The organism is Vibrio sp. 1CM23M (genome assembly GCF_023161755.1).
GTDB classification, from domain to species: Bacteria; Pseudomonadota; Gammaproteobacteria; order Enterobacterales; family Vibrionaceae; genus Vibrio; species Vibrio coralliirubri.
Genome location: NZ_JALNTR010000008.1, coordinates 172,794 through 193,209, shown reverse-complemented (window position 1 = coordinate 193,209; position 20,416 = coordinate 172,794). Strand labels below are relative to the sequence as shown.

Below are 20,416 nucleotides of genomic sequence, written 5' to 3'. Positions count from 1 at the left end.
TGGAGCGATACATCGGGTTCGAACCGATGACCTCAACCTTGGCAAGGTTGCGCTCTACCAACTGAGCTAGTATCGCAATCTGAAAACGTCTTTCGCCGTTCAGGGCTGCGAATTATAAGAGCATTTTTTTGTGATGCAAGTCCTTAATGCAAAATTACGAAACTTTTTACTCAACTGCTGTAAAAGCACACAGATTTGCAAAAAAAACGGCTCTTATGTCCCTGAAAAGTTAGATAAACGTGATCATTTTATTCGACTAGATGTTAATAATCGTTTTTCGGTAATACTGCAGCTCGGCGATAGACTCTCGAATATCATCCAATGCTAGGTGACTTCCTGACTTTGAAAAACCGTCTAACACTTCAGGCTTCCAACGACGAGTCAGCTCTTTCAGAGTGCTTACGTCAACATAGCGGTAGTGGAAGTACTCTTCTAACTCTGGCATGTGCTTGTATAGGAAACGGCGGTCTTGACCAATGCTGTTGCCACAAATTGGTGACTTACCTTTTGGTACCCATTTTTCAAGAAACTCAATGGTTTGTTGGATGGCATCTTGCTCTGAAACCGTGCTTTCTTGAATTCGTTTCACAAGGCCGCTGCCAGTGTGCGTCGTTGTGCACCACTCGTCCATCTTGTCCAATTCACTCTGAGGTTGGTGAATAGCCAAAACAGGTCCTTCAGCCAGGATGTTAAGCTCACTATCAGTAACGATAGTAGCAATTTCAATGATTTTATGAGTTTCAGGATCAAGTCCTGTCATCTCTAGATCAACCCAAATAAGGTTCTGATCGCTAAAGGACATAAGGCGTCGCCTATTTGTTTATGTGTAAAAGAGGTACTATACCCAAATAACTATACTCAAACTAGCTTTAGGACCATCGAAATCACGTGGTACCAGCAACATCCTGTTTGAGTCCCCAATCATCAAATTAGATGTGTTAAGTGAAAAATTGTGGCTAAAAAAAAGAAGTTAACCAAAGGTCAAGTACGTCGTGTACGTAGCAACCAGAACAAGCGACTCAAGAAAGAAGATTCTATCCAATGGGATGAGAACATGCTTGGCGGAACCAAAAGCGGACTCGTGATTACGCGCTTTGGCCAACATGCTGATATCGAAGATCTTGAAACTAACGAAGTTCATCGTTGTAACTTACGCCGTAGTATCGAGACTTTAGTTTCTGGTGACCGAGTGACTTGGCGCGCAGGCTTAGAATCAATGGCCGGTATTTCTGGCGTTGTGGAAGCGGTTGAACCGAGAACTTCAATGCTGACTCGCCCTGATTACTACGATGGCCTAAAGCCAGTAGCTGCGAACGTCGACCAAATGGTTATCGTTTCGGCTGTGCTACCAGAGCTATCACTTAATATTATCGACCGTTACCTAATTGCTTCAGAAACGGTGAACATCGCGCCGCTTGTTGTACTGAACAAGGTCGATCTACTGACTGATGAGCAGATTGCTGAATACCGTGAAACACTTAAAGAGTACGAGAAGATCGGCTATAAAGTGATGTTCGTGAGTAAAGAGTCTGGCTACGGCATCAAAGAGCTGGAAGCTGAACTCAAAGACCGTATCAACATCTTTGTTGGTCAATCGGGTGTGGGTAAATCAAGCCTAGTGAATGCATTAATGCCTACGCTAGACATTGAAGAAGGCGAAGTCTCTGAGAACTCAGGTCTTGGTCAGCACACAACCACGGCAGCTCGTCTGTACCACTTCCCTTCTGGTGGTGATCTGATTGATTCACCAGGAGTACGTGAATTCGGCCTATGGCACCTAGAAGCTGACGAAATCACTGAAGCCTTTATCGAGTTCAAACCTTACCTTGGCGGTTGTAAGTTCCGTGACTGTAAACACATTGATGACCCAGGCTGCATCCTGCGCGAAGCGGTAGAAAACGGAAAGATCAGTCGATTACGTTTCGACAACTACCACCGCATCATTGAAAGCATGGCGAGTAACAAAGATAACCGTCAGTATTCACGCAACAAAAAAGCCGATCTCTAATCGCGTTTTTGTGAACAAATGTGTGCATTTACTGACAATTGACGCGAATTTAAGTAACATCTCGCGCCCTAAACCGTCATCGACAGATTTAATTGAAAAACAATTAGCATTGGAAAATTAATACAATGGATAAGATTAAAGTTGGATTGCAGTACTGGATTCCACAACATGGATTAACTCGCCTAGTCGGCAAACTTGCGTCTGCTAAAGCGGGCGGCTTAACGACAGCGATCATCAACTGGTTCATCAAGCAATACAAAGTGAACATGGATGAAGCTCTGCATAGCGATCCAAAACACTTTAAAACATTCAATGAATTCTTCGTGCGTGAATTGAAAGAAGGCATGCGCCCTATCGCTGAAGGTGAGTCTGTTATTGTTCACCCTGCAGATGCACGTGTGAGCCAATTTGGCCCAATTACTGACGGTCAACTGATTCAAGCGAAAGGCCATAACTACTCAGCTCGCGAGCTATTGGGTGGTGATGCTGCTCTAGCGGATGAATTTAAAGACGGCGAGTTCGCAACGCTTTATTTGTCACCAAGTGATTACCATCGCGTGCACATGCCATGTGACGGCACACTGCGTCAGATGATCTACGTTCCAGGTGACCTTTTCTCAGTTAACCCGTTAACGGCAGAAAACGTTCCAAACCTATTCGCACGTAATGAGCGTGTCGTGTGTATCTTCGATACGGAATTTGGCCCAATGGCTCAAGTCCTGGTTGGCGCAACGATCGTAGGCAGCATCGAGCAAGTATGGGCGGGTACCATCACCCCACCTCGTGGTAACTCGGTTTACAAATGGGATTACCCTGCACAAGGTGACAAAGCTATCATCTTGAAGAAAGGCGAAGAGATGGGCCGCTTTAAGCTTGGTTCAACCGTTATTAACCTGTTCGCTAAAGATTCGATCAAGTTTGACGACACGATGAAAAATGGTGAGAAAACGGTTCTTGGTACACCTTTCGCGCACATTGCAGGCAAAGAAGCACAAGCAACTGATAATGCTGCTGCCGATTCTGCTGAGAACACAGACCAAGCGTAACTCTCAGAGTTAATTCATTAAGCTTTCAAGGCGCGTTACTTTTTCTATTTTAGAGAAGAACGCGCCTTTTTCTTAACTCTACCGATTCATTTGCTACTCAAGCTCTAACAACCCAAGCTTTCAAACCCTGCCCAGCCACCTGCTGCTTCTCACTCTTGCCTCTAGTTGCCCAGATAAAAGATTGACCAAAAACAAAACAACTGTCGAAACCTTAAACAACTTTTCGATTTTACAACCCGTCTCCAAGTACCAAAAATCCAGATAACTTACTCTATTTGAAGATATTTTATTTATAGGGTCTTTGTACATGCCTAAACTCAATGTTGGCGTTCTGGTCAAGCTGTTGATTTGTTTTGCGATTCCCTTAGGCGTGTTATTCATGCCAATAGATTCAATACCAATCAATGATCTCACGCTGATTCAACACCGCCTGTTGGCGATATTCTTATTGGCAGCCCTGCTGTGGGTGCTTGAACCTGTTCCGGTGTTCGCCACTTCCATTTTGATCATTGCGCTTGAACTGGTGATGATATCTGACAAAGGTTTACACCTATTTAGAAATCCACCAGCGGGGCACGATCTCGGTGAGTTAATCAAATATACCGACATATTCGGTGCATTTTCGTCACCGATCATCATCCTATTCATGGGTGGCTTTGCTCTTGCGATATCCGCATCCAAGTACGAACTCGACAACAACTTAGCTCGAGTATTACTCAAACCATTTGGTACAGAGCCGCGCTTCATCATGCTGGGTTTAATGTTGATCACCGCGGTGTTCTCAATGTTCATGTCAAATACCGCAACGACGGTAATGATGCTTGCGCTGCTCGGTCCTATCGTCGCGTCAGCACCAAAAGGCGACATGGGGATTAAAGCGCTCGTATTATGTATTCCAATTGCTGCCAACACCGGTGGTATCGCGACACCCATCGGTACGCCACCCAATGCCATCGCGCTGCAATACCTAACAGGTGAAAACACCATCGACTTCCTCAGCTGGATGATGATGGGCTTACCCTTTGTGATCATCCAACTCACCATCGCTTGGTTTCTTCTACAAAAATTCTTCCCTTCTAAAGAGAGAAATATGGTGCTCAAGCTTGATGGGCAATTTAGAAAGAGCTGGCGAGCGATTGTGGTTTACATCACCTTCGCTGCGACAATCTTATTGTGGATGACCACCAAACTGCATGGCATGAACACTTATGTCGTGTCTATTATTCCACTGGCTGTCTTTACGCTGACTGGCATCATGGGCAAAGAAGAGCTCAAGCTGATCAACTGGGATGTGTTGTGGCTGGTCGCAGGTGGTATCGCGATTGGTATCGGCCTTGATAAAACAGGCTTAGCCGCTGCACTCGCACACGCGATTGACTATGAGTCACTGTCACCGGCGGCTGTGGTACTGACGTTATCTATTGTGTGTTGGTTAATGGCGAACTTCATGTCAAACACTGCGACTGCCAACTTGCTGATGCCGATAGCCGCTGCAATTGGTGCATCCATGGAAAGCCTAGTTGCGATTGGTGGCCTGCAAGGCTTGCTGGTTGTGGTCGCCTTCTCTGCGTCACTTGGTATGATTTTACCCGTATCGACACCACCAAACTCACTGGCCTACTCGACCGGGCTTATCGAAAGCAAAGACATGGCGAAGATGGGCATCATCTTAGGTATTGTTGGCTTGCTGATGGTTTACCTCGCCTTGTTTATCATCACCTAGTAAGCGTTAACGCTCACCTTTAATCCTAACTAAAGCGCTGAATGTAAATTTGGCGCTTTTTTCGATCTATACCACTCCACCCCAAGCAATTAACTAACATTTCAACCAACAGGTAACTGTGATTTTACTTCACTGTTTTACAAAAAGCAGAGCAAATATATTAAGAATTTATGATTTCAAACACAGTCATTCAGCCTAAGACAGCGGCACTATACACGCATCAGAGACACATCAATTCACCATCAAGTACGTCACTGTAGTTAGGTTTTTGTCTAATAAGAGAGGAATAGACCTTGAGACATACGATTAAATTTAAAATTCAGATCGCAATTGCGGTCATTATTGCCGTCGTGAGTGGCGCTCAAGCCTGGATATCGGTTAATCAACTGACTCAAGAAACTGAAGTCGCGATCAACCAAGAAATGAGAAATGTCAGTGCTGGCACGACGAATTATATTGCCGATTGGCTCTCGACTCGCAGCGATATGATGCTTGCTAATGAACCGACCATTTCAAGCAACAGTAACTCTGACCGCGAGTTGCTAATCACCAAACAAGCTGGACAATTCTTGTCTGTTTATGCCGGATTCAGCGACGGCACTATCGCGTATGGCGACAAAGGTGAAGATTGGCCAGAAGGCTACGACCCACGCACCCGCCCTTGGTATAAAGATGCGAATTCAACGTCAGACCTCATCATTACTGAACCTTATCAAGACTTTGACGGCAGCATTGTCATCAGCTTTGCCAAAGCATTCAACGGGGAAAGACAAGGTGTCCTCGCGGCAGACTTAACTGTAACCAGCATTATCGACACCGTGCTCAACGTGAAACTCGATAACGATGGCTTCGCGTTTTTAGTCGACGGTAACAACAACATCGTTGCCTACAGTGATGAAGAGCTAAGCCAGAAACCACTGACCAGTTTGAATCCGGAACTAACAGCCAACAAAGTGTCACAACTGATCCAAGGCCAAATGATCACTACGCTAACTTGGCCTGGCCAAGAGGATAAAATGGTCTACATTGCCAATGTGCCGAATACCGATTGGTCACTGGGTATTGTTATAGATAAAGAGATGGCGTTTTCTGCAGTATCTGACGCGATTCAGTTCATCTCCCTGACTTCTTTGATTTTGTACATCGTCATTTCAATTGCGAGCACAATGGTGATCAACCGACTGCTTTCCCCACTACAAACCTTGTCTGAAGCGCTGACTCAGCTTGCTCAAGGTAGAGGTGACCTCACTCAACGTATTGATATCACGCGTATGGATGAGATAGGCAAACTGGCCGAGCTTGTAAACCAGTTCTTAAGCCAGATGCAAAGCATGTTAAAGGGCGTCATAGAGCACAGCCACGATCTCAACAATCATGCAGAAAAGGCCAACCAACTGGCGACCCAATCCTCCATTCGAGTTGAGAACCAACAAAACGACATCAACCAAATTGCTACCGCGATTCATGAAATGTCCGCCACCGCAGCAGAAGTGGCTAGCCATGCCGAACTCACGGCATCCGCTTCTCAAGCATCAGCGACCGCTTGTAACGAAGGCCAAGAAGTTATCCAACAAAACCGTGATGCGATTACTGGCCTTGCAACTCAAGTTGAAGACGCTGCCAATGTTATTCGAGAACTGGAAAACAACGCGCAAAGCATCAATCAGATCCTATCCACCATTCAAGGCATTGCCGAACAAACCAACTTGTTGGCATTGAATGCCGCGATTGAAGCGGCGCGTGCGGGAGAGCAAGGTCGTGGATTTGCGGTTGTAGCCGATGAAGTTCGAGTGCTCAGCCAACGAACGCATGGCTCGACCGAAGAAATCCGCGTGATGATTGATACGCTGCAGAAGAATACCGAACATGCCGTTGAAAGCATGACCACCAGCACTCAACTGGCAGAAAACAGCGTTAGCTTCGCAGAGCAAGCTCATGGCAGCCTGACTAAAATCACTCAGGCAATCTCTGAAATCAACGATATGGCGCTGCAAATAGCGAGTGCTGCGGAAGAGCAACGCGCAGTAAGCGAAGACATCAGTCGCAATACGCAAGGGATCAAAGATGCCTCAGACGATCTTGCACAACAAGCTGAAAGCAGTCGCTATAGCTCAAATGAAATGAGTAACGCTGCCGAGTCGATGCGCCGAGATGTGGAGCGTTTTAAGGTATAACTCATCTCAAACAAAGTAAGTTAAACCTCACCACCGAGCGGCAGGTGACGTAAACCGATAACTGAAACAAAGTGGTTCTTTTCATAAGAATCACTTTGTTCTCAGTCCGGTTTAATGCATATTGATGAGCTAATTTATCCCAGACACAAGGATGTTATTCAGATGGGATTCGAATGGTTGGCTCTTGCTGCCGCTTTTCTTTGGGCCATCGCGAGCCTGATGTCAGTAAAGCCTGCTCAACACTTAGGTTCTTTCGCATATAGCCGTTGGCGCATGGGTTGTACTGCAATCATCTTATCAAGCATGGCTTGGTTTACTGGTGGTTGGTCAACGGTCGAAGCAGACCTAGTAACGCCAATGATGCTGTCTGGGCTAATTGGCATCTTCATTGGTGATACCGCCCTATTTGCCTGTTTGAATCGAATGGGACCGCGCCAAGCAGGTTTGCTGTTCTCTTGTCACGCCGTGTTCTCGGCGATTCTTGGTTACTTCCTATTTAGCGAAAGCATGACTTCTGTTGAGCTGATTGGCTCGGCTTTGGTGTTCAGTGGCGTTTTAACAGCGATATTCTTTGGTCGTCGAGGACAAGCCAACAACCAACTCGAAACCATCAAAGGCACTGTGTGGATTGGCGTTGCTCTCGGAATCACAGCGGCTATCTGCCAAGCATTAGGTGGGATTATTGCCAAGCCCGTGATGCAAACCAGCATAGACCCTGTTGCCGCTTCAGCGATTCGTATGATTACCGCTTTTGTTGCTCACTCCGCATTTCGCTTAACGGGCGCCAAGCTCTCACGCGCAATCAACCCGATGAATGGTCAAATATTTGCGATTACCGCAGTGAACGGATTTTTAGCGATGGCGGTGGGAATGACGCTGATCTTGTATGCGCTGCAGGAAGGCAATGTCGGCATGGTTGCTCTGTTATCTTCAACCACACCGATCATGTTGTTACCAATACTTTGGCTGTACACCAAACAGAGACCAAATGCCTACGCTTGGATAGGTGCCATTGTTGCAGTGGTCGGCACTGGTATTCTTGTTAAATAGTGGTACTGGTATTCTAGTCAGCTAGCTAGTGAAGTTAATTGGCAGCTGATTGGAAACTGAGAATTAATAGCTAATGACTATTCACTCTCAGTAAAACAAAATCAAAAAGCTAAGAGCGCGGGAACGGAAAAGCCGTCACATCATCGATATGGTCATAACCTAATGCCAGCATGATCAGACGATCAATACCTAAAGCAACACCCGCACAGTCTGGTAAGCCCGCTTTTAATGCCTCAATCAAGTGATGGTCAATCGGTTGAGGCGATAAGCCCATCTCAATACGTTTGGCATTGTCATCTTCAAAGCGCTTGAGCTGCTCTTGTGGCTTGTCTAGTTCATGGAAGCCGTTTGCCAATTCAATGCCTTTGAAATACACCTCAAAGCGATCCGCCACTCGTGGATCATTCGGGTTAATCTTGGCTAACGCCGCTTGTGATGCTGGGAAGTCATAAACAAACGCAGGCACTTGTTGCCCTATCTTTGCTTCAACCCCAATACTAAACAGTAGTTGTAGTAAGGTATCGCGGTCTTGTTCTGGATCAGCAATGTCACTAAGCCCAAGCTTCGCTGCCGCTTGTTTTAGAGTATCCATCGAATCTTCCAGTGGACACACACCTAACACATCAATAAAGGCTTGTTGGTAAGTCATCCGCTCTGCTGAGCCCGATTTAAGTACCTGCTGTAACAGCAAATCCATTTCATCCATCAGGTCATGATGATCAAAGCCAACTCGATACCACTCCAACATGGTGAACTCAGGGTTGTGATAACGGCCATTCTCTTCGTTACGGAAAGATTTACAAATTTGGTAGATACAGCCACTGCCCGCCGCTAATAGACGTTTCATATGAAACTCAGGGCTAGTCATAAAGAACAGTGGCTGACCGTGCGCATAACCCGGCCCTACAAATTCAGTTTTGAAAGTATGCAAATGCACGTCCGTCACCGTGGCGTGGCTCATCGCCGGCGTATCCACTTCCATCACGTTTCGCTCAGCAAAGAACTGACGAATTTGATTAAGGATATCAGCACGTTGCTTTAACTGTTTAATGGTTGCGGCCGGTTGCCATGTAGAGTGCATTATTGAGTTCCATATTACTGAATTCTAGGCGACGAAAATTACCACCTTTCATCGCTTTTGTAAGCTTCTATCTTTCTATTCGTGAAAGCAAAATGTTGTTTTAATGAAGCCAGAAAATTACGTTCTACAATACAATTATCAATACAGCTTTCACATCAGCATTGATAACAAAAATCATACTCAACAAGCCGTTAACACCCGTCCTGTGGGTTAATCGTTATCAACAATTCATTGCCGTGATTGCAGTCACATAACCTATAATTTCTATGCCTCCATATGCATTACCGACCTAAAAACCCAAATGCATCAACTTTTCGAATACCTTCCTCTCTTACACTGAACCTACCACTTAAGGCTTAGGGGCGCTAAATGGTTCCTACGATTTAGAACCTCCTAAATAGGCTTTTTATAATTACAAGCGGAATACTCCGCATCACACTGGAGAATAACTGTGAAGACAATTACCACAGATATCGCAGTCATCGGCGCAGGCGGCGCTGGTCTTCGTACAGCTATTGCTGCGGCTGAAGCTAATCCTGAACTGGAAGTAGCACTGATTTCTAAAGTTTACCCAATGCGTTCGCACACGGTAGCGGCAGAAGGCGGTTCAGCAGCAGTAATTAAAGACGAAGATAGCTTAGATAACCACTTCAACGATACTGTTGGTGGTGGCGACTGGCTATGTGAACAGGATGTTGTTGAATACTTTGTTGAAAACTCGACTCGCGAAATGATCCAAATGGAACAATGGGGCTGCCCATGGAGTCGTAAAGAAAACGGTGAAGTAAACGTACGCCGATTCGGCGGTATGAAGGTAGAGAGAACGTGGTTCGCAGCGGATAAAACCGGCTTCCACATGCTTCATACTCTGTTCCAGACTTCGATGAAGTACGACACAATCAAACGATTTGATGAGTACTTTGTGGTGGATTTGCTCGTTGAAGATGGCGAAGTACAAGGCCTAATCGCGATTCACATGTCTGAAGGTGAGCTTGTTACCATCAAAGCAAAATCTGTTGTTCTAGCAACCGGTGGCGCAGGTCGTGTTTACCACTGTAATACCAACGGCGGCATCGTAACTGGCGACGGTATGGCAATGGCTTATCGCCACGGTGTACCACTGCGTGATATGGAGTTCGTTCAATACCACCCAACAGGCCTACCGGGCACTGGCATCTTGATGACCGAAGGTTGTCGTGGTGAAGGCGGTATCATCGTCAACAAGAACGGCTACCGTTACCTGCAAGATTACGGCATGGGCCCTGAAACTCCAGTGGGCGAGCCGAAAAACAAATACATGGAACTGGGTCCTCGTGACAAAGTTTCTCAAGCATTCTGGCACGAGCAGCAGAAAGGCAACACCATCAAGCACCCACTTGGTGATGTCGTACACCTTGACCTTCGCCACCTTGGTGAAGAGTACCTGCAAGAGCGTCTTCCGTTCATCTGTGAGCTTGCAAAAGCGTACGTAAACGTAGACCCAGCAAAAGAGCCAATCCCAATTCGCCCTACCGTTCACTACACCATGGGTGGTATTGAGACCAACGGTACCTGTGAAACTCGCATTAAAGGCCTATTCGCCGTTGGTGAATGTGCTTCAGTTGGCCTACACGGTGCAAACCGCCTAGGTTCTAACTCTCTGGCTGAGTTCGTGGTATTTGGACGCGTAGCCGGTGAAGAAGCAGTGAAACGCGCTGTTGAATTCAAAGGCTGGAACGAAGAGTCTATCGCTAAGCAAGTGAAAGCGGTTGAAGATCGCATCGCAGGTCTACTAAGCCAAGAAGGCGATGAGAACTGGGCTGATATCCGTACTGAAATGGGTCACACCATGGAAGCGGGTTGTGGTATCTACCGTCAAGAAGACTTGATGCAAGAAACCATCGACAAAATCACTGAGCTAAAAGCACGTTACAAAAAGATCAGCATTAAAGACAAAGGCCAAGTGTTCAACACGGACCTACTTTACGCTATCGAAGTGGGTTACGGCCTTGAAGTTGCTGAAGCGATGGTTCACTCAGCGATCCTTCGTAAAGAGTCTCGCGGTGCGCACCAACGTCTAGACGACAACTGCACAGAACGTGACGACGTGAACTTCCTGAAACACTCTCTATCTTTCTACAACGAAGATGCAGCACCAACTATCGACTACAGCGGCGTTAAGATTACTAAATCTCAACCTAAAGCTCGTCTGTACGGTGAAGCTGCAGAGAAAGCCGCTGCCGCTGAAAAAGCAGCAGAAGAGAATGCGAAGAAGAGCGAAGAGGAGCAAGCATAATGTCAGCGAATCGAATCCAAAAAATTGAAATCCTGCGTTATGACCCTGAGCACGATGCAGAACCTCACTTTCAAACCTTTGAAGTTCCGTTTGATGAAACCATGTCAGTACTTGATGCGATCGGTTACATCAAAGACAACCTAGATAAAGACCTGTCTTACCGTTGGTCTTGTCGTATGGCGATTTGTGGTTCTTGCGGCATCATGGTTGATGGCGTGCCAAAACTGGCGTGTAAGAGCTTCTTACGTGACTACCCGAATGGCTTCAAGATTGAGCCTTTGGCTAACTTCCCAATCGAAAAAGATTTGATTGTCGACATGACGCCGTTCATCGAACGCCTTGAAGCAATCAAGCCTTACATCATTGGTAACGACCGTAAGCCAGAAGACGGCACGAACATCCAAACTCCAGAGCAAATGGCGAAGTACAAACAGTTCGCTGGCTGCATCAACTGTGGTTTGTGTTACGCAGCATGTCCTCAGTTTGGTCTAAACCCTGAGTTCATTGGCCCTGCGGCACTTGCTCTTGCTCATCGCTACAACCTAGATAGCCGTGACAATGGTAAAGCTGAGCGCATGAAGCTTATCAATGGCGACAACGGCGCTTGGGGCTGTACGTTTGTAGGTTACTGTTCTGACGTTTGTCCGAAGAAAGTAGACCCAGCAGCAGCTGTAAACCAAGGCAAAGTTGAGTCTTCAATGGACTTCGTTATCTCGATGTTCAAGCCTGATGGATCGCAAGTAAAAACAGCAGAGGAGGCATAATATGAGCAATCGTAAGCCTTATGTTCGTGAGATGAAGAGAACATGGTGGAGCAACCATCCGTTCTACCGCTTCTACATGCTACGTGAAGCGACTGTACTGCCTTTGATTCTATTCACTCTGTTCCTAACCTTCGGTTTGGGTGCACTAGTGAAAGGCCCTGAAGCTTGGGCTGGTTGGTTGAGCTTTATGGCTAACCCTATCGTTGTTGGTATCAACATCGTGGCACTGCTAGGCAGCTTGCTGCACGCTCAAACCTTCTTCAGCATGATGCCTCAAGTGATGCCAATCCGTCTTAAAGGCAAATTGGTTGATAAAAGAATCATCGTACTGACCCAGTGGGCAGCGGTGGCTTTTATTTCTTTAATCGTTCTTGTTGTGGTGTAAGGAGCTTTCGTTATGAACACAAATTACAAAGTAAAACCTGTTAACCACAACCCACAACGCTCTGATGAGCCAATCTGGTGGGGCCTATTTGGTGCTGGCGGTACTTGGTTCGCGATGATCACACCAATCACGATCTTAGTGCTGGGTATCTTAGTGCCAATGGGCATCATCGATGCGGACGCAATGAGCTACGAGCGTGTGTCTGAATTCGCCACCAGCATTATCGGTGCGCTATTCATCATCGGTACGCTAGCACTGCCAATGTGGCACGCAATGCACCGTCTTCACCACGGCATGCACGACCTTAAGTTCCACGTCGGCGTTGCGGGTAAAGTGGGTTGCTACTTCGTTGCAGGCATAATCAGCGCACTGTCTGTTATCTTCATTTTTATGATCTAAAAGTTAAGAGCAGATTCGGGATTCGAGTAATCGAGATGCGAAGAACTTAAGAGCAAAAAGACTAAAAGCAGAGCAGGGTTATCTTGTTCTGCTTTTTTATTGCTTGTTGAATCTCATATCCTCTAACTCACTCTTGCTCTTCAAGCTCTTCGCATCCCGCATCTCGTTTACTCGTATCTGCCCTTCCCGCTCTTCGTATCTCGCATCCCGCTTACTCTAATCTGCTCTTCCCGCTCTTCGTATCCCGCATCTCGTTTACGCGCATCTGTTCTTAAGGCACAAAAAAAGGCCGCTCATAAGCGACCTTTTTTATTTCACTGAGCCATCCTAAACAAGATGGACACAATCAAATTACTTCACACGACCAACGTATTCGCCAGTACGAGTATCAACTTTAACAACTTCACCGATTGCGATGAATAGAGGTACGCGAACTACCGCGCCTGTTGCTAGAGTTGCAGGCTTACCGCCAGTACCTTGTGTATCGCCTTTAAGGCCAGGATCGGTTTCAGTTACTTCGATCTCAACAAAGTTTGGTGGAGTTACTGTGATAGGGTTATCATTCCACAACGTTAGAGTACAAACGTCATTTTCAACTAACCATTTTGCAGAGTCAGCAACTGCTTTTACGTCTGCTGCAATTTGCTCAAATGTTTCGTTGTTCATGAAGTGGTAGAATTCGCCATCGTTGTATAGGTAACCTAGTTCAACGTCAACAACATCTGCAAGCTCAAAGCTTTCGCCTGATTTGAATGTTTTCTCTAACACTTTGCCTGACAGCAGTTTACGAAGTTTTACACGGTTAAACGCTTGGCCTTTACCTGGCTTAACGTATTCATTGTCGATAATTGAGCAAGGCTCGTTATCTAACATGAATTTTAAACCGCCTTTGAATTCATTGGTGCTTACTGACGCCATGATTTTCTCTTCCACATCTTTGAGTTAATTTCAATGCCGCATATCATAACCCGAAAAGTCGAATCTGTTGAGCAAAACTGGCTCAAACAACTATCGAATGCGATCTCTGACCCGACAAAACTGCTTGAGGCATTGGAAATAGACCCAACACCGTGGCAAGCAGGCTTCGCTGCTCGTGAGTTATTTGCACTTCGGGTTCCTCTTAGCTTTGTCGAACGAATGGAAAAAGGCAACCCACACGATCCATTGCTACGACAAGTTTTACCGCTAAGCGAAGAGTTTGAGGTACACCAAGGCTATTCCGCTGATCCACTGGAAGAGCAAGAGAACGCTATCCCAGGGCTACTACACAAATATAAAAACCGTGCACTGATGATTGTGAAAGGCGGTTGTGCGATTAACTGCCGCTACTGCTTCCGTCGTCATTTCCCTTACCAAGACAACAAAGGCTCAAAGTCGGTGTGGCAAACCAGCCTCGACTATGTGGCTGCTCACTCAGAGATCAACGAAGTTATCTTGTCGGGTGGCGATCCACTGATGGCCAAAGATAGCGAACTAGAGTGGCTGATTCATGCTATCGAACAAATACCACATGTGAAAACCGTTCGAATTCATAGCCGATTACCGGTTGTGATTCCCGCTCGAGTAACAGATGAACTGTGCCAATTGTTAGCTCAAACTCGCCTTAATGTGGTGATGGTCAGCCACATTAACCATGCCAACGAAATCAACTTAGATCTCAAACAAGCCTTTCACAAGCTTAAGTTAAGTGGTGCTACTCTGCTCAACCAAGGCGTGATGCTTAAAGGTGTAAATAACAGCGCTAACTCATTGAAAGAATTAAGCGAAAAGCTATTCGACGCCGGTATTTTACCTTACTATATGCATGTACTTGATAAGGTTCAGGGCGCCGCTCACTTCTATATTTCAGATGAAGAAGCAAAGCATCACTTTAAGGGATTAATCTCTGAGGTTTCTGGCTACCTAGTACCTAAGTTAACCCGTGAGATTGGCGGACGCAGCAGCAAGACACCGCTCGACCTACACATTGAATAGAGAAGTTGTATCAATGAAACACAATACCTCAGTTGCTCCACCAGCAATCACATCTCAACCAGCGCTTAAGTTCAGCTCAAGAGGTTTCACCATCATCGAGCTGGTCGTGGTGATCGTGATTCTAGGTATTGTGTCGGTCACTGCTGCTTCTAAGTTCCTCAACCTGCAAACTGATGCGCGCATCTCGACATTAAACGGCCTGAAAGGCGGAATGGAGGGTGCAAGTGCTATGCTTTATGGTAAGACATCAGCACTAGGCTTGGATAAGGTTGTCAGCGCATCGATTAACGTTGAGGGTGACGATATATTAGTCGCTTACGGTTACCCTGCAGCGATGAACGATCAAACTTGGTCAATGCTTATCGAATCCACGTTCTTGGATGCAGTTTGGGATACGGGCAGAGCTGACTGGTTCTTTACCAACACTGACGCGAACGATGGCATTATTCTTTATGCGCCTTCGAGCCGAAAAAATCAGGCTGATAACTGCTACCTTGAGTACCAAGAAGCGACGGAGACCACGACACCTGTCTTCACCTTAACAACAGACGGCTGCTAGACTTTACGTCACCTTTATCAATCGTTAAGACAAAAAGTTTTTGTTCGATCGTCCGGTCTATTATTAGCATACTCGGCTCTATTCTAAATTTTTAGGAGGGGTGATATGACACAATTTATAGAACAAACTCTCAACCTTGCCCCCTTTAGCTGGGCAGGCCTTGCAGTATGTATGCTGTGTGGTTCGTTAATCGGTATCGAGCGACAAACACGCGGTAAACCAGTAGGGATCAGGACATCGATTCTGATCATCAGTGGTACCTATTTCTTCCTTACGATGGCGATTAGCCTTTCCCCTAACACGCTCGATCAAGCTCGTGTGCTTGGTCAGATCATTACTGGGGTTGGTTTCCTTGGCGCTGGGGTAATGATGACTCTGGATGGAAAGATTCATGGCGTGACTTCAGCCGCGATTATCTGGGTGCTCGCTGCATTAGGTATGATGATCGCACTTGGTCACCTTTCCCAGTCGGTCATTATTACGCTAATGGCGCTAGTGATTCTGCTTGGTGTCGATAAAGTGGAAAACAGTTTCCAAAGCTTACGCCGTGGTGTTCACCAAAAGTGGATGAGAAAAGGTCGCGTGAAGAAGTAACCTCAATCTGAGACAGACATTAAGAAGGCCTAGTCACACGACTAGGCCTTTGTGTATCCGACTCATTAATACACTTGAATACACACCTGATTCTTACCTGCAGCCTTTGCCTTATAAAGCTGCTCATCCGAGGAACGAATGCTTTGGTTTTCCCACAAGTGCCCTACGCTGTCGAACTTATACAAAGAGTAAAGCGTCGCGCCACCAGACACTGAGATACTAATCTTGTCACCCGTAGGGCATCGATAACTCTGTAGGCTAATGTCGTTTTGAATTCGCTCAAAGATCGATGAAAGCAACTCAGACGATTCACCCGTAATCGCGACAACAAACTCTTCGCCACCAAATCGAGCCACGATATCTTGCTGTCTAACGCTGTTCAGCATCAACCGAGCAACATGGCAAATCACCTCGTCCCCCACTTTATGGCCATGCTGATCATTAACGACTTTGAAATCATCGATATCAAACACGCCAACACCAATAATCGGCTCTTCATCTTGCGCCAGTAATCGAGCCTCAAAACCACGTCGATTCAGCAAGCCGGTTAATGGGTCGCGCATTGCTAGCTCATTTAAACGCTGGTGCTCTTGTCTTGTATAGAAGCGCCATAGCCATAAAACCGAGAGCAGATACAAAACCAACAGTATTGAAAGCTGAATCTTCTCCATTTCCAAGATATGCAGAAAGTGCTCGCTCTTATCTTCTTCAATACTCAGATATAACTGGGTGTCAATGTCATCAACATACAGAGGCTTAGAATAAGTAAAATCCATAAAACCGTATTTGTTTGCGCCTCGAGTACTGGTGACTTTATAGCCATGGGTAGGGTTTGAGACTAGGTTAGAGACATAGCCATCGACACCCAACACCCCTTTAAACTCACCATTAACGTAGATTCCTTTGGTTAAGGTCACCACTTTCTGACCTGTCAGGTAGTCATCATATTGGCCGGTATACACCACTTGGTCTTGCCCTTGAGCTAAGCCAAAGCGAATCGTATTCACCCAATAAGGCCTGCTATTCACAACCGAATCAAAGGTGTCGCCCTTGATGTAACTGGCAAAATCAGAAGGCGAAGAGATAATGAATTTCTCTTTTGAAATGAAGTAAATCGCAGAAATGGTATCGATGGTATTGGCAAAATAAGCCATGGTCGGCGCGATGAACAGGCGCTTACCCGCTTCGGTATAAAGGTCCGATTTCGGGTTGCACATCTCGCGAGGGCCAGAGAACATAAAATCAAAACGAGGGGCATGTTGCTCCTCACTGGTGAAGTAACACGTCTCACCCTCGATCTTTTTGTCATGCGAGAATACGTAGGTATCCCCATGCAGTGGATAAAGCGCAGTGATGTTGTACTCAAGCGCATTTATGATCTGTGTGAGCTCCGCTAAAGAGCGTGTCACGCCTTGGTTTTCCATTCCATACTGTTTATCTGATTCTTCCGCTGAATCAACGAGCAACAAGCTCAAAACTACTAAAAAACTGGCGGTCAGGCCTAAGAAAGCCTTTTTAAAATCGACGGTATGGTGGTTAATCAAAGCATATAAATCATCATTGGGAATTTATCGCACATTGTACCCATAAATTCAAACATCGCAACAACAAATATAAAACAACATGCTTATTGGGTAATTTGAGAAGTTTATCGTGGAAGTAGAATTGAATGTAATAACGCCCAAACAAGGGTTTAGGCGTTGATAGGCTTAGTCTTTAATCGCGTATGCGTAACTAAAAGCTAATGCATTAACTGAACGTTGCTCGCCAACCGTAGAACCAAAGGCTAAACGACAGCGTTATTTAGCAAAGTTTACAATCGGGAAGCACGGGAAGAAACCGTTATCAGCACAGTTGATCAGACCAACTTGTACGCCTTCGATTTTGTTGGTTTTGTTGAAGATACCAACCTGAACCGTAGACACTTCTGAAAGGTTCGCAGCGCCAACATCAACCATAGTGTTACCTTCTGAGTAGTTTACAAAACTCACGTTCGCGCCTTTCACATCATTAGTAATGTTCACAGCACCAAGGTTAACACCCGTTGTTTTACCCGTGTTCCAGTTGAAGAAACCTAGAGATGCACCGGTCATTTCTTGGTTCACTTTTGATGCACCAAAAATACCCAGGTTCACACCTGTGGTCGTTTGCGTCTCAGACATACCAACAACAGCAAGATCAAGACCTTTAAGGTCGTTCACTTGTCCGTGAAGTAAAGCCAAGCGCACACCGCCAACAGCATCTGAGTCAGGTGCGTTGAAGCCATTGATCGTTGAAAACATAACAGGCGAAGAAGCAAATGCCGCCGGTGCCATTACTGCTGCAGACACAGCAAGTACTGAAAGTAGTTTTTTCATTGGGGGAGTCTCCACTGACTTATTGTTGACTTGATTAATCCATTTTCAATCAAGCATTTATTGTCCTTTATTAAACAGCTATCCATGTTAAATCAATGTCATAACTGTACTGTTGAATATAAGCCGCTAAATCATAAAGAGCAATGGTTAAGAGCAGAGATAAAGCAGATGCGGGATTCGAATATACGAGATGCGAAAAACAAAAACGGAGACCGAGGTCTCCGTTTTCTAAAGCTTATGTATGGCTCTCTCTGTTACGAGAAAGGGGGATGATTACATCATGCCGCCCATGCCACCCATACCGCCCATGCCACCCATATCAGGCATAGCAGCAGACGCATCTTGCGGTTTGTCTGTGATCATCGCTTCTGTCGTGATCATAAGACCAGCAACCGATGCTGCGAACTGAAGTGCAGAACGAGTCACTTTAGTTGGATCTAGGATACCCATAGCAATCATGTCGCCGTATTCACCAGTCGCCGCGTTGTAACCGTAGTTACCTTCGCCAGCACGAACATTGTTAGCAACAACAGACTCTTCATCACCTGCGTTCTTCGTGATTTGACGGATAGGCGCTTCCATTGCACGTAGTGCAACACGGATACCTACGTTTTGCTCTTCGTTGTCGCCTTCAAGGCCAGCAACTTTAGACGCCGCGCGGATAAGTGCAACACCACCACCAGCAACCACACCTTCTTCAACTGCCGCGCGAGTTGCGTGAAGTGCATCTTCAACGCGGTCTTTCTTCTCTTTCATTTCAACTTCAGTCGCAGCGCCAACTTTGATTACTGCAACACCGCCAGCTAGCTTAGCTACGCGCTCTTGAAGTTTCTCTTTGTCGTAGTCAGACGTTGCATCTTCGATTTGTTGACGGATTTGAGAAACACGACCTTGGATCATTGTCTCTTCACCCGCACCATCGATGATGGTTGAGTTTTCTTTAGTAATGGTTACGCGCTTAGCTTGACCTAGATCTTCTAGCGTTACTTTCTCAAGGTCTAAACCGATCTCTTCAGAGATAACCGTACCGCCCGTTAGGATAGCGATGTCTTGAAGCATTGCTTTACGACGATCACCGAAACCAGGTGCTTTAACAGCAGCTACTTTCACGATGCCACGCATGTTGTTCACAACTAGAGTCGCTAGCGCTTCGCCTTCTACATCTTCAGCGATGATTAGAAGTGGACGAGATGCCTTAGCAACCGCTTCTAAAGTCGGAAGAAGTTCACGGATGTTTGAAACTTTCTTGTCGATAAGAAGGATGAATGGGCTTTCTAGATCAACAGAACCCGCTTCTTGGTTGTTGATGAAGTAAGGAGATAGGTAACCGCGGTCGAACTGCATACCTTCAACTACGTCTAGCTCGTCTTGTAGAGCCTGACCTTCTTCAACGGTGATTACACCATCACGGCCTACTTTTTCCATCGCTTCAGCAATGATGTTACCTACTGTCGCGTCAGAGTTTGCAGAGATAGTACCTACTTGCGCGATAGCTTTTGTATCTGCGCATGGAACAGAAAGGCCTTTTAGCTCTTCAACTGCAGCGATAACCGCTTTGTCGATACCGCGCTTAAGATCCATTGGATTCATGCCAGCAGCAACGGCTTTTAAGCCTTCAGTGATGATTGCTTGAGCAAGAACTGTTGCTGTAGTCGTACCGTCGCCCGCTGCGTCATTCGCTTGCGAAGCCACTTCTTTAACCATTTGTGCGCCCATGTTTTGGAACTTGTCTTCAAGTTCGATTTCACGTGCAACTGAAACACCATCTTTAGTGATCGTTGGTGCGCCAAATGATTTGTCTAGAACAACGTTACGGCCTTTAGGACCTAGCGTTACTTTTACTGCGTCAGCCAGAACGTTTACACCTTCTAGCATTTTAATACGTGCGTCGTTACCAAATTTAACGTCTTTAGCAGCCATCTTTATTTCCTTTAAATTCTTGTTTGTTGTTGGCTTTCATCTTCATCATTCTGAGGAGTAACAATGAGAAAATTCAGTATTCTCTTCATCATTAGCCGTTTCAGATT

At 45.9% G+C, this 20,416-nt stretch carries 18 protein-coding genes and 1 tRNA gene; 12 read left to right on the top strand and 7 right to left on the bottom strand.

Annotation, left to right across the window (positions count from 1 at the left end; all coding sequences use genetic code 11):
- Together MSG35_RS19925 and orn are read right to left on the bottom strand one after the other, a co-directional pair.
- Window positions 1-76, bottom strand: a tRNA-Gly gene (locus tag MSG35_RS19925).
- A 180-nt stretch (window positions 77-256) separates the two neighbouring features.
- Window positions 257-802: an oligoribonuclease gene (gene orn / locus MSG35_RS19920; protein WP_010434065.1), complete on the bottom strand. Its 546-nt coding sequence runs from the start codon at window positions 800-802 to the stop codon at window positions 257-259.
- Between the two features lie 150 nt (window positions 803-952).
- On the opposite strand from orn, the gene rsgA reads away from it, so the two are divergent.
- The 5 genes from rsgA to MSG35_RS19895 all read left to right on the top strand — a co-directional run bounded on the left by rsgA (window position 953) and on the right by MSG35_RS19895 (window position 8,001).
- On the top strand, window positions 953-2,008 hold the full coding sequence (gene rsgA / locus MSG35_RS19915; RefSeq protein WP_017061306.1) for a small ribosomal subunit biogenesis GTPase RsgA: 1,056 nt from the start codon (window positions 953-955) through the stop codon (window positions 2,006-2,008).
- Between the two features lie 125 nt (window positions 2,009-2,133).
- Window positions 2,134-3,054, top strand: coding sequence for an archaetidylserine decarboxylase (gene asd, locus MSG35_RS19910; RefSeq protein WP_248384867.1), 921 nt, complete (start codon window positions 2,134-2,136; stop codon window positions 3,052-3,054).
- Window positions 3,055-3,361: 307 nt separating this feature from the next.
- Window positions 3,362-4,777 carry an SLC13 family permease gene (locus MSG35_RS19905; protein ID WP_248384866.1) on the top strand — a complete coding sequence of 472 codons (1,416 nt, stop codon included), beginning with the start codon at window positions 3,362-3,364 and terminating at the stop codon, window positions 4,775-4,777.
- A gap of 293 nt (window positions 4,778-5,070) precedes the next feature.
- Window positions 5,071-6,951: a methyl-accepting chemotaxis protein gene (locus MSG35_RS19900; RefSeq protein WP_248384865.1), complete on the top strand. Its 1,881-nt coding sequence runs from the start codon at window positions 5,071-5,073 to the stop codon at window positions 6,949-6,951.
- Window positions 6,952-7,113: 162 nt separating this feature from the next.
- A complete protein-coding gene (locus MSG35_RS19895; RefSeq protein ID WP_248384864.1) occupies window positions 7,114-8,001 on the top strand; it encodes a DMT family transporter in 888 nt (295 codons plus the stop codon).
- Window positions 8,002-8,110: 109 nt separating this feature from the next.
- Here the strand turns inward: MSG35_RS19895 and epmA are convergent, their stop codons facing one another.
- Entirely contained in the window at window positions 8,111-9,082 is a 972-nt protein-coding gene (epmA, locus tag MSG35_RS19890) for an elongation factor P--(R)-beta-lysine ligase (protein ID WP_248384863.1), read from the bottom strand.
- Between the two features lie 451 nt (window positions 9,083-9,533).
- On the opposite strand from epmA, the gene frdA reads away from it, so the two are divergent.
- Genes frdA through frdD form a run of 4 tightly spaced genes read left to right on the top strand, consistent with a single transcriptional unit; the run spans window position 9,534 to window position 12,905 of the window.
- Complete coding sequence (gene frdA, locus MSG35_RS19885; RefSeq protein ID WP_248384862.1) at window positions 9,534-11,357, top strand: fumarate reductase (quinol) flavoprotein subunit; 1,824 nt, start codon at window positions 9,534-9,536, stop codon at window positions 11,355-11,357.
- The gene (locus tag MSG35_RS19880; protein ID WP_009847917.1) at window positions 11,357-12,121 is read left to right on the top strand and encodes a succinate dehydrogenase/fumarate reductase iron-sulfur subunit; all 765 of its coding nucleotides are present in this window, start codon (window positions 11,357-11,359) and stop codon (window positions 12,119-12,121) included. Before frdA ends, MSG35_RS19880 begins: the two co-directional genes overlap by 1 nt.
- Window position 12,122: 1 nt before the next feature.
- Entirely contained in the window at window positions 12,123-12,506 is a 384-nt protein-coding gene (frdC, locus tag MSG35_RS19875) for a fumarate reductase subunit FrdC (protein WP_048607793.1), read from the top strand.
- A 12-nt stretch (window positions 12,507-12,518) separates the two neighbouring features.
- Window positions 12,519-12,905 carry a fumarate reductase subunit FrdD gene (gene frdD, locus MSG35_RS19870; RefSeq protein WP_248384861.1) on the top strand — a complete coding sequence of 129 codons (387 nt, stop codon included), beginning with the start codon at window positions 12,519-12,521 and terminating at the stop codon, window positions 12,903-12,905.
- Window positions 12,906-13,256: 351 nt separating this feature from the next.
- On the opposite strand, the gene efp is transcribed toward frdD, so the two are convergent.
- A complete protein-coding gene (efp, locus tag MSG35_RS19865; protein WP_019822013.1) occupies window positions 13,257-13,823 on the bottom strand; it encodes an elongation factor P in 567 nt (188 codons plus the stop codon).
- Between the two features lie 33 nt (window positions 13,824-13,856).
- Between efp and epmB the strand changes: the two genes are divergently transcribed.
- The 3 genes from epmB to MSG35_RS19850 all read left to right on the top strand — a co-directional run bounded on the left by epmB (window position 13,857) and on the right by MSG35_RS19850 (window position 16,032).
- Entirely contained in the window at window positions 13,857-14,879 is a 1,023-nt protein-coding gene (gene epmB / locus MSG35_RS19860) for an EF-P beta-lysylation protein EpmB (RefSeq protein WP_248384860.1), read from the top strand.
- Between the two features lie 13 nt (window positions 14,880-14,892).
- The gene (locus tag MSG35_RS19855) at window positions 14,893-15,438 is read left to right on the top strand and encodes a prepilin-type N-terminal cleavage/methylation domain-containing protein (protein ID WP_248384859.1); all 546 of its coding nucleotides are present in this window, start codon (window positions 14,893-14,895) and stop codon (window positions 15,436-15,438) included.
- A gap of 105 nt (window positions 15,439-15,543) precedes the next feature.
- Window positions 15,544-16,032, top strand: coding sequence for an MgtC/SapB family protein (locus MSG35_RS19850; protein WP_048607785.1), 489 nt, complete (start codon window positions 15,544-15,546; stop codon window positions 16,030-16,032).
- 65 nt (window positions 16,033-16,097) lie between these two features.
- Here the strand turns inward: MSG35_RS19850 and MSG35_RS19845 are convergent, their stop codons facing one another.
- The 3 genes from MSG35_RS19845 to groL all read right to left on the bottom strand — a co-directional run bounded on the left by MSG35_RS19845 (window position 16,098) and on the right by groL (window position 20,309).
- On the bottom strand, window positions 16,098-17,576 hold the full coding sequence (locus MSG35_RS19845; protein WP_248384858.1) for a sensor domain-containing diguanylate cyclase: 1,479 nt from the start codon (window positions 17,574-17,576) through the stop codon (window positions 16,098-16,100).
- Window positions 17,577-17,831: 255 nt separating this feature from the next.
- On the bottom strand, window positions 17,832-18,389 hold the full coding sequence (locus MSG35_RS19840) for a hypothetical protein (RefSeq protein WP_048607780.1): 558 nt from the start codon (window positions 18,387-18,389) through the stop codon (window positions 17,832-17,834).
- Between the two features lie 273 nt (window positions 18,390-18,662).
- The gene (groL, locus tag MSG35_RS19835) at window positions 18,663-20,309 is read right to left on the bottom strand and encodes a chaperonin GroEL (RefSeq protein WP_048614073.1); all 1,647 of its coding nucleotides are present in this window, start codon (window positions 20,307-20,309) and stop codon (window positions 18,663-18,665) included.
- Window positions 20,310-20,416 lie beyond the last annotated feature (107 nt).

Bases quoted from the DNA above. Each gene is read 5' to 3' on its own strand.
- orn (WP_010434065.1), bottom strand. From the start codon at position 802: ATGTCCTTTAGCGATCAGAACCTTATTTGGGTTGATCTAGAGATGACA.
- asd (WP_248384867.1), top strand. From the start codon at position 2,134: ATGGATAAGATTAAAGTTGGATTGCAGTACTGGATTCCACAACATGGA.
- MSG35_RS19905 (WP_248384866.1), top strand. From the start codon at position 3,362: ATGCCTAAACTCAATGTTGGCGTTCTGGTCAAGCTGTTGATTTGTTTT.
- MSG35_RS19895 (WP_248384864.1), top strand. From the start codon at position 7,114: ATGGGATTCGAATGGTTGGCTCTTGCTGCCGCTTTTCTTTGGGCCATC.
- epmA (WP_248384863.1), bottom strand. From the start codon at position 9,082: ATGCACTCTACATGGCAACCGGCCGCAACCATTAAACAGTTAAAGCAA.
- MSG35_RS19880 (WP_009847917.1), top strand. From the start codon at position 11,357: ATGTCAGCGAATCGAATCCAAAAAATTGAAATCCTGCGTTATGACCCT.
- frdC (WP_048607793.1), top strand. From the start codon at position 12,123: ATGAGCAATCGTAAGCCTTATGTTCGTGAGATGAAGAGAACATGGTGG.
- frdD (WP_248384861.1), top strand. From the start codon at position 12,519: ATGAACACAAATTACAAAGTAAAACCTGTTAACCACAACCCACAACGC.
- efp (WP_019822013.1), bottom strand. From the start codon at position 13,823: ATGGCGTCAGTAAGCACCAATGAATTCAAAGGCGGTTTAAAATTCATG.
- epmB (WP_248384860.1), top strand. From the start codon at position 13,857: ATGCCGCATATCATAACCCGAAAAGTCGAATCTGTTGAGCAAAACTGG.
- MSG35_RS19855 (WP_248384859.1), top strand. From the start codon at position 14,893: ATGAAACACAATACCTCAGTTGCTCCACCAGCAATCACATCTCAACCA.
- MSG35_RS19850 (WP_048607785.1), top strand. From the start codon at position 15,544: ATGACACAATTTATAGAACAAACTCTCAACCTTGCCCCCTTTAGCTGG.
- MSG35_RS19840 (WP_048607780.1), bottom strand. From the start codon at position 18,389: ATGAAAAAACTACTTTCAGTACTTGCTGTGTCTGCAGCAGTAATGGCA.
- groL (WP_048614073.1), bottom strand. From the start codon at position 20,309: ATGGCTGCTAAAGACGTTAAATTTGGTAACGACGCACGTATTAAAATG.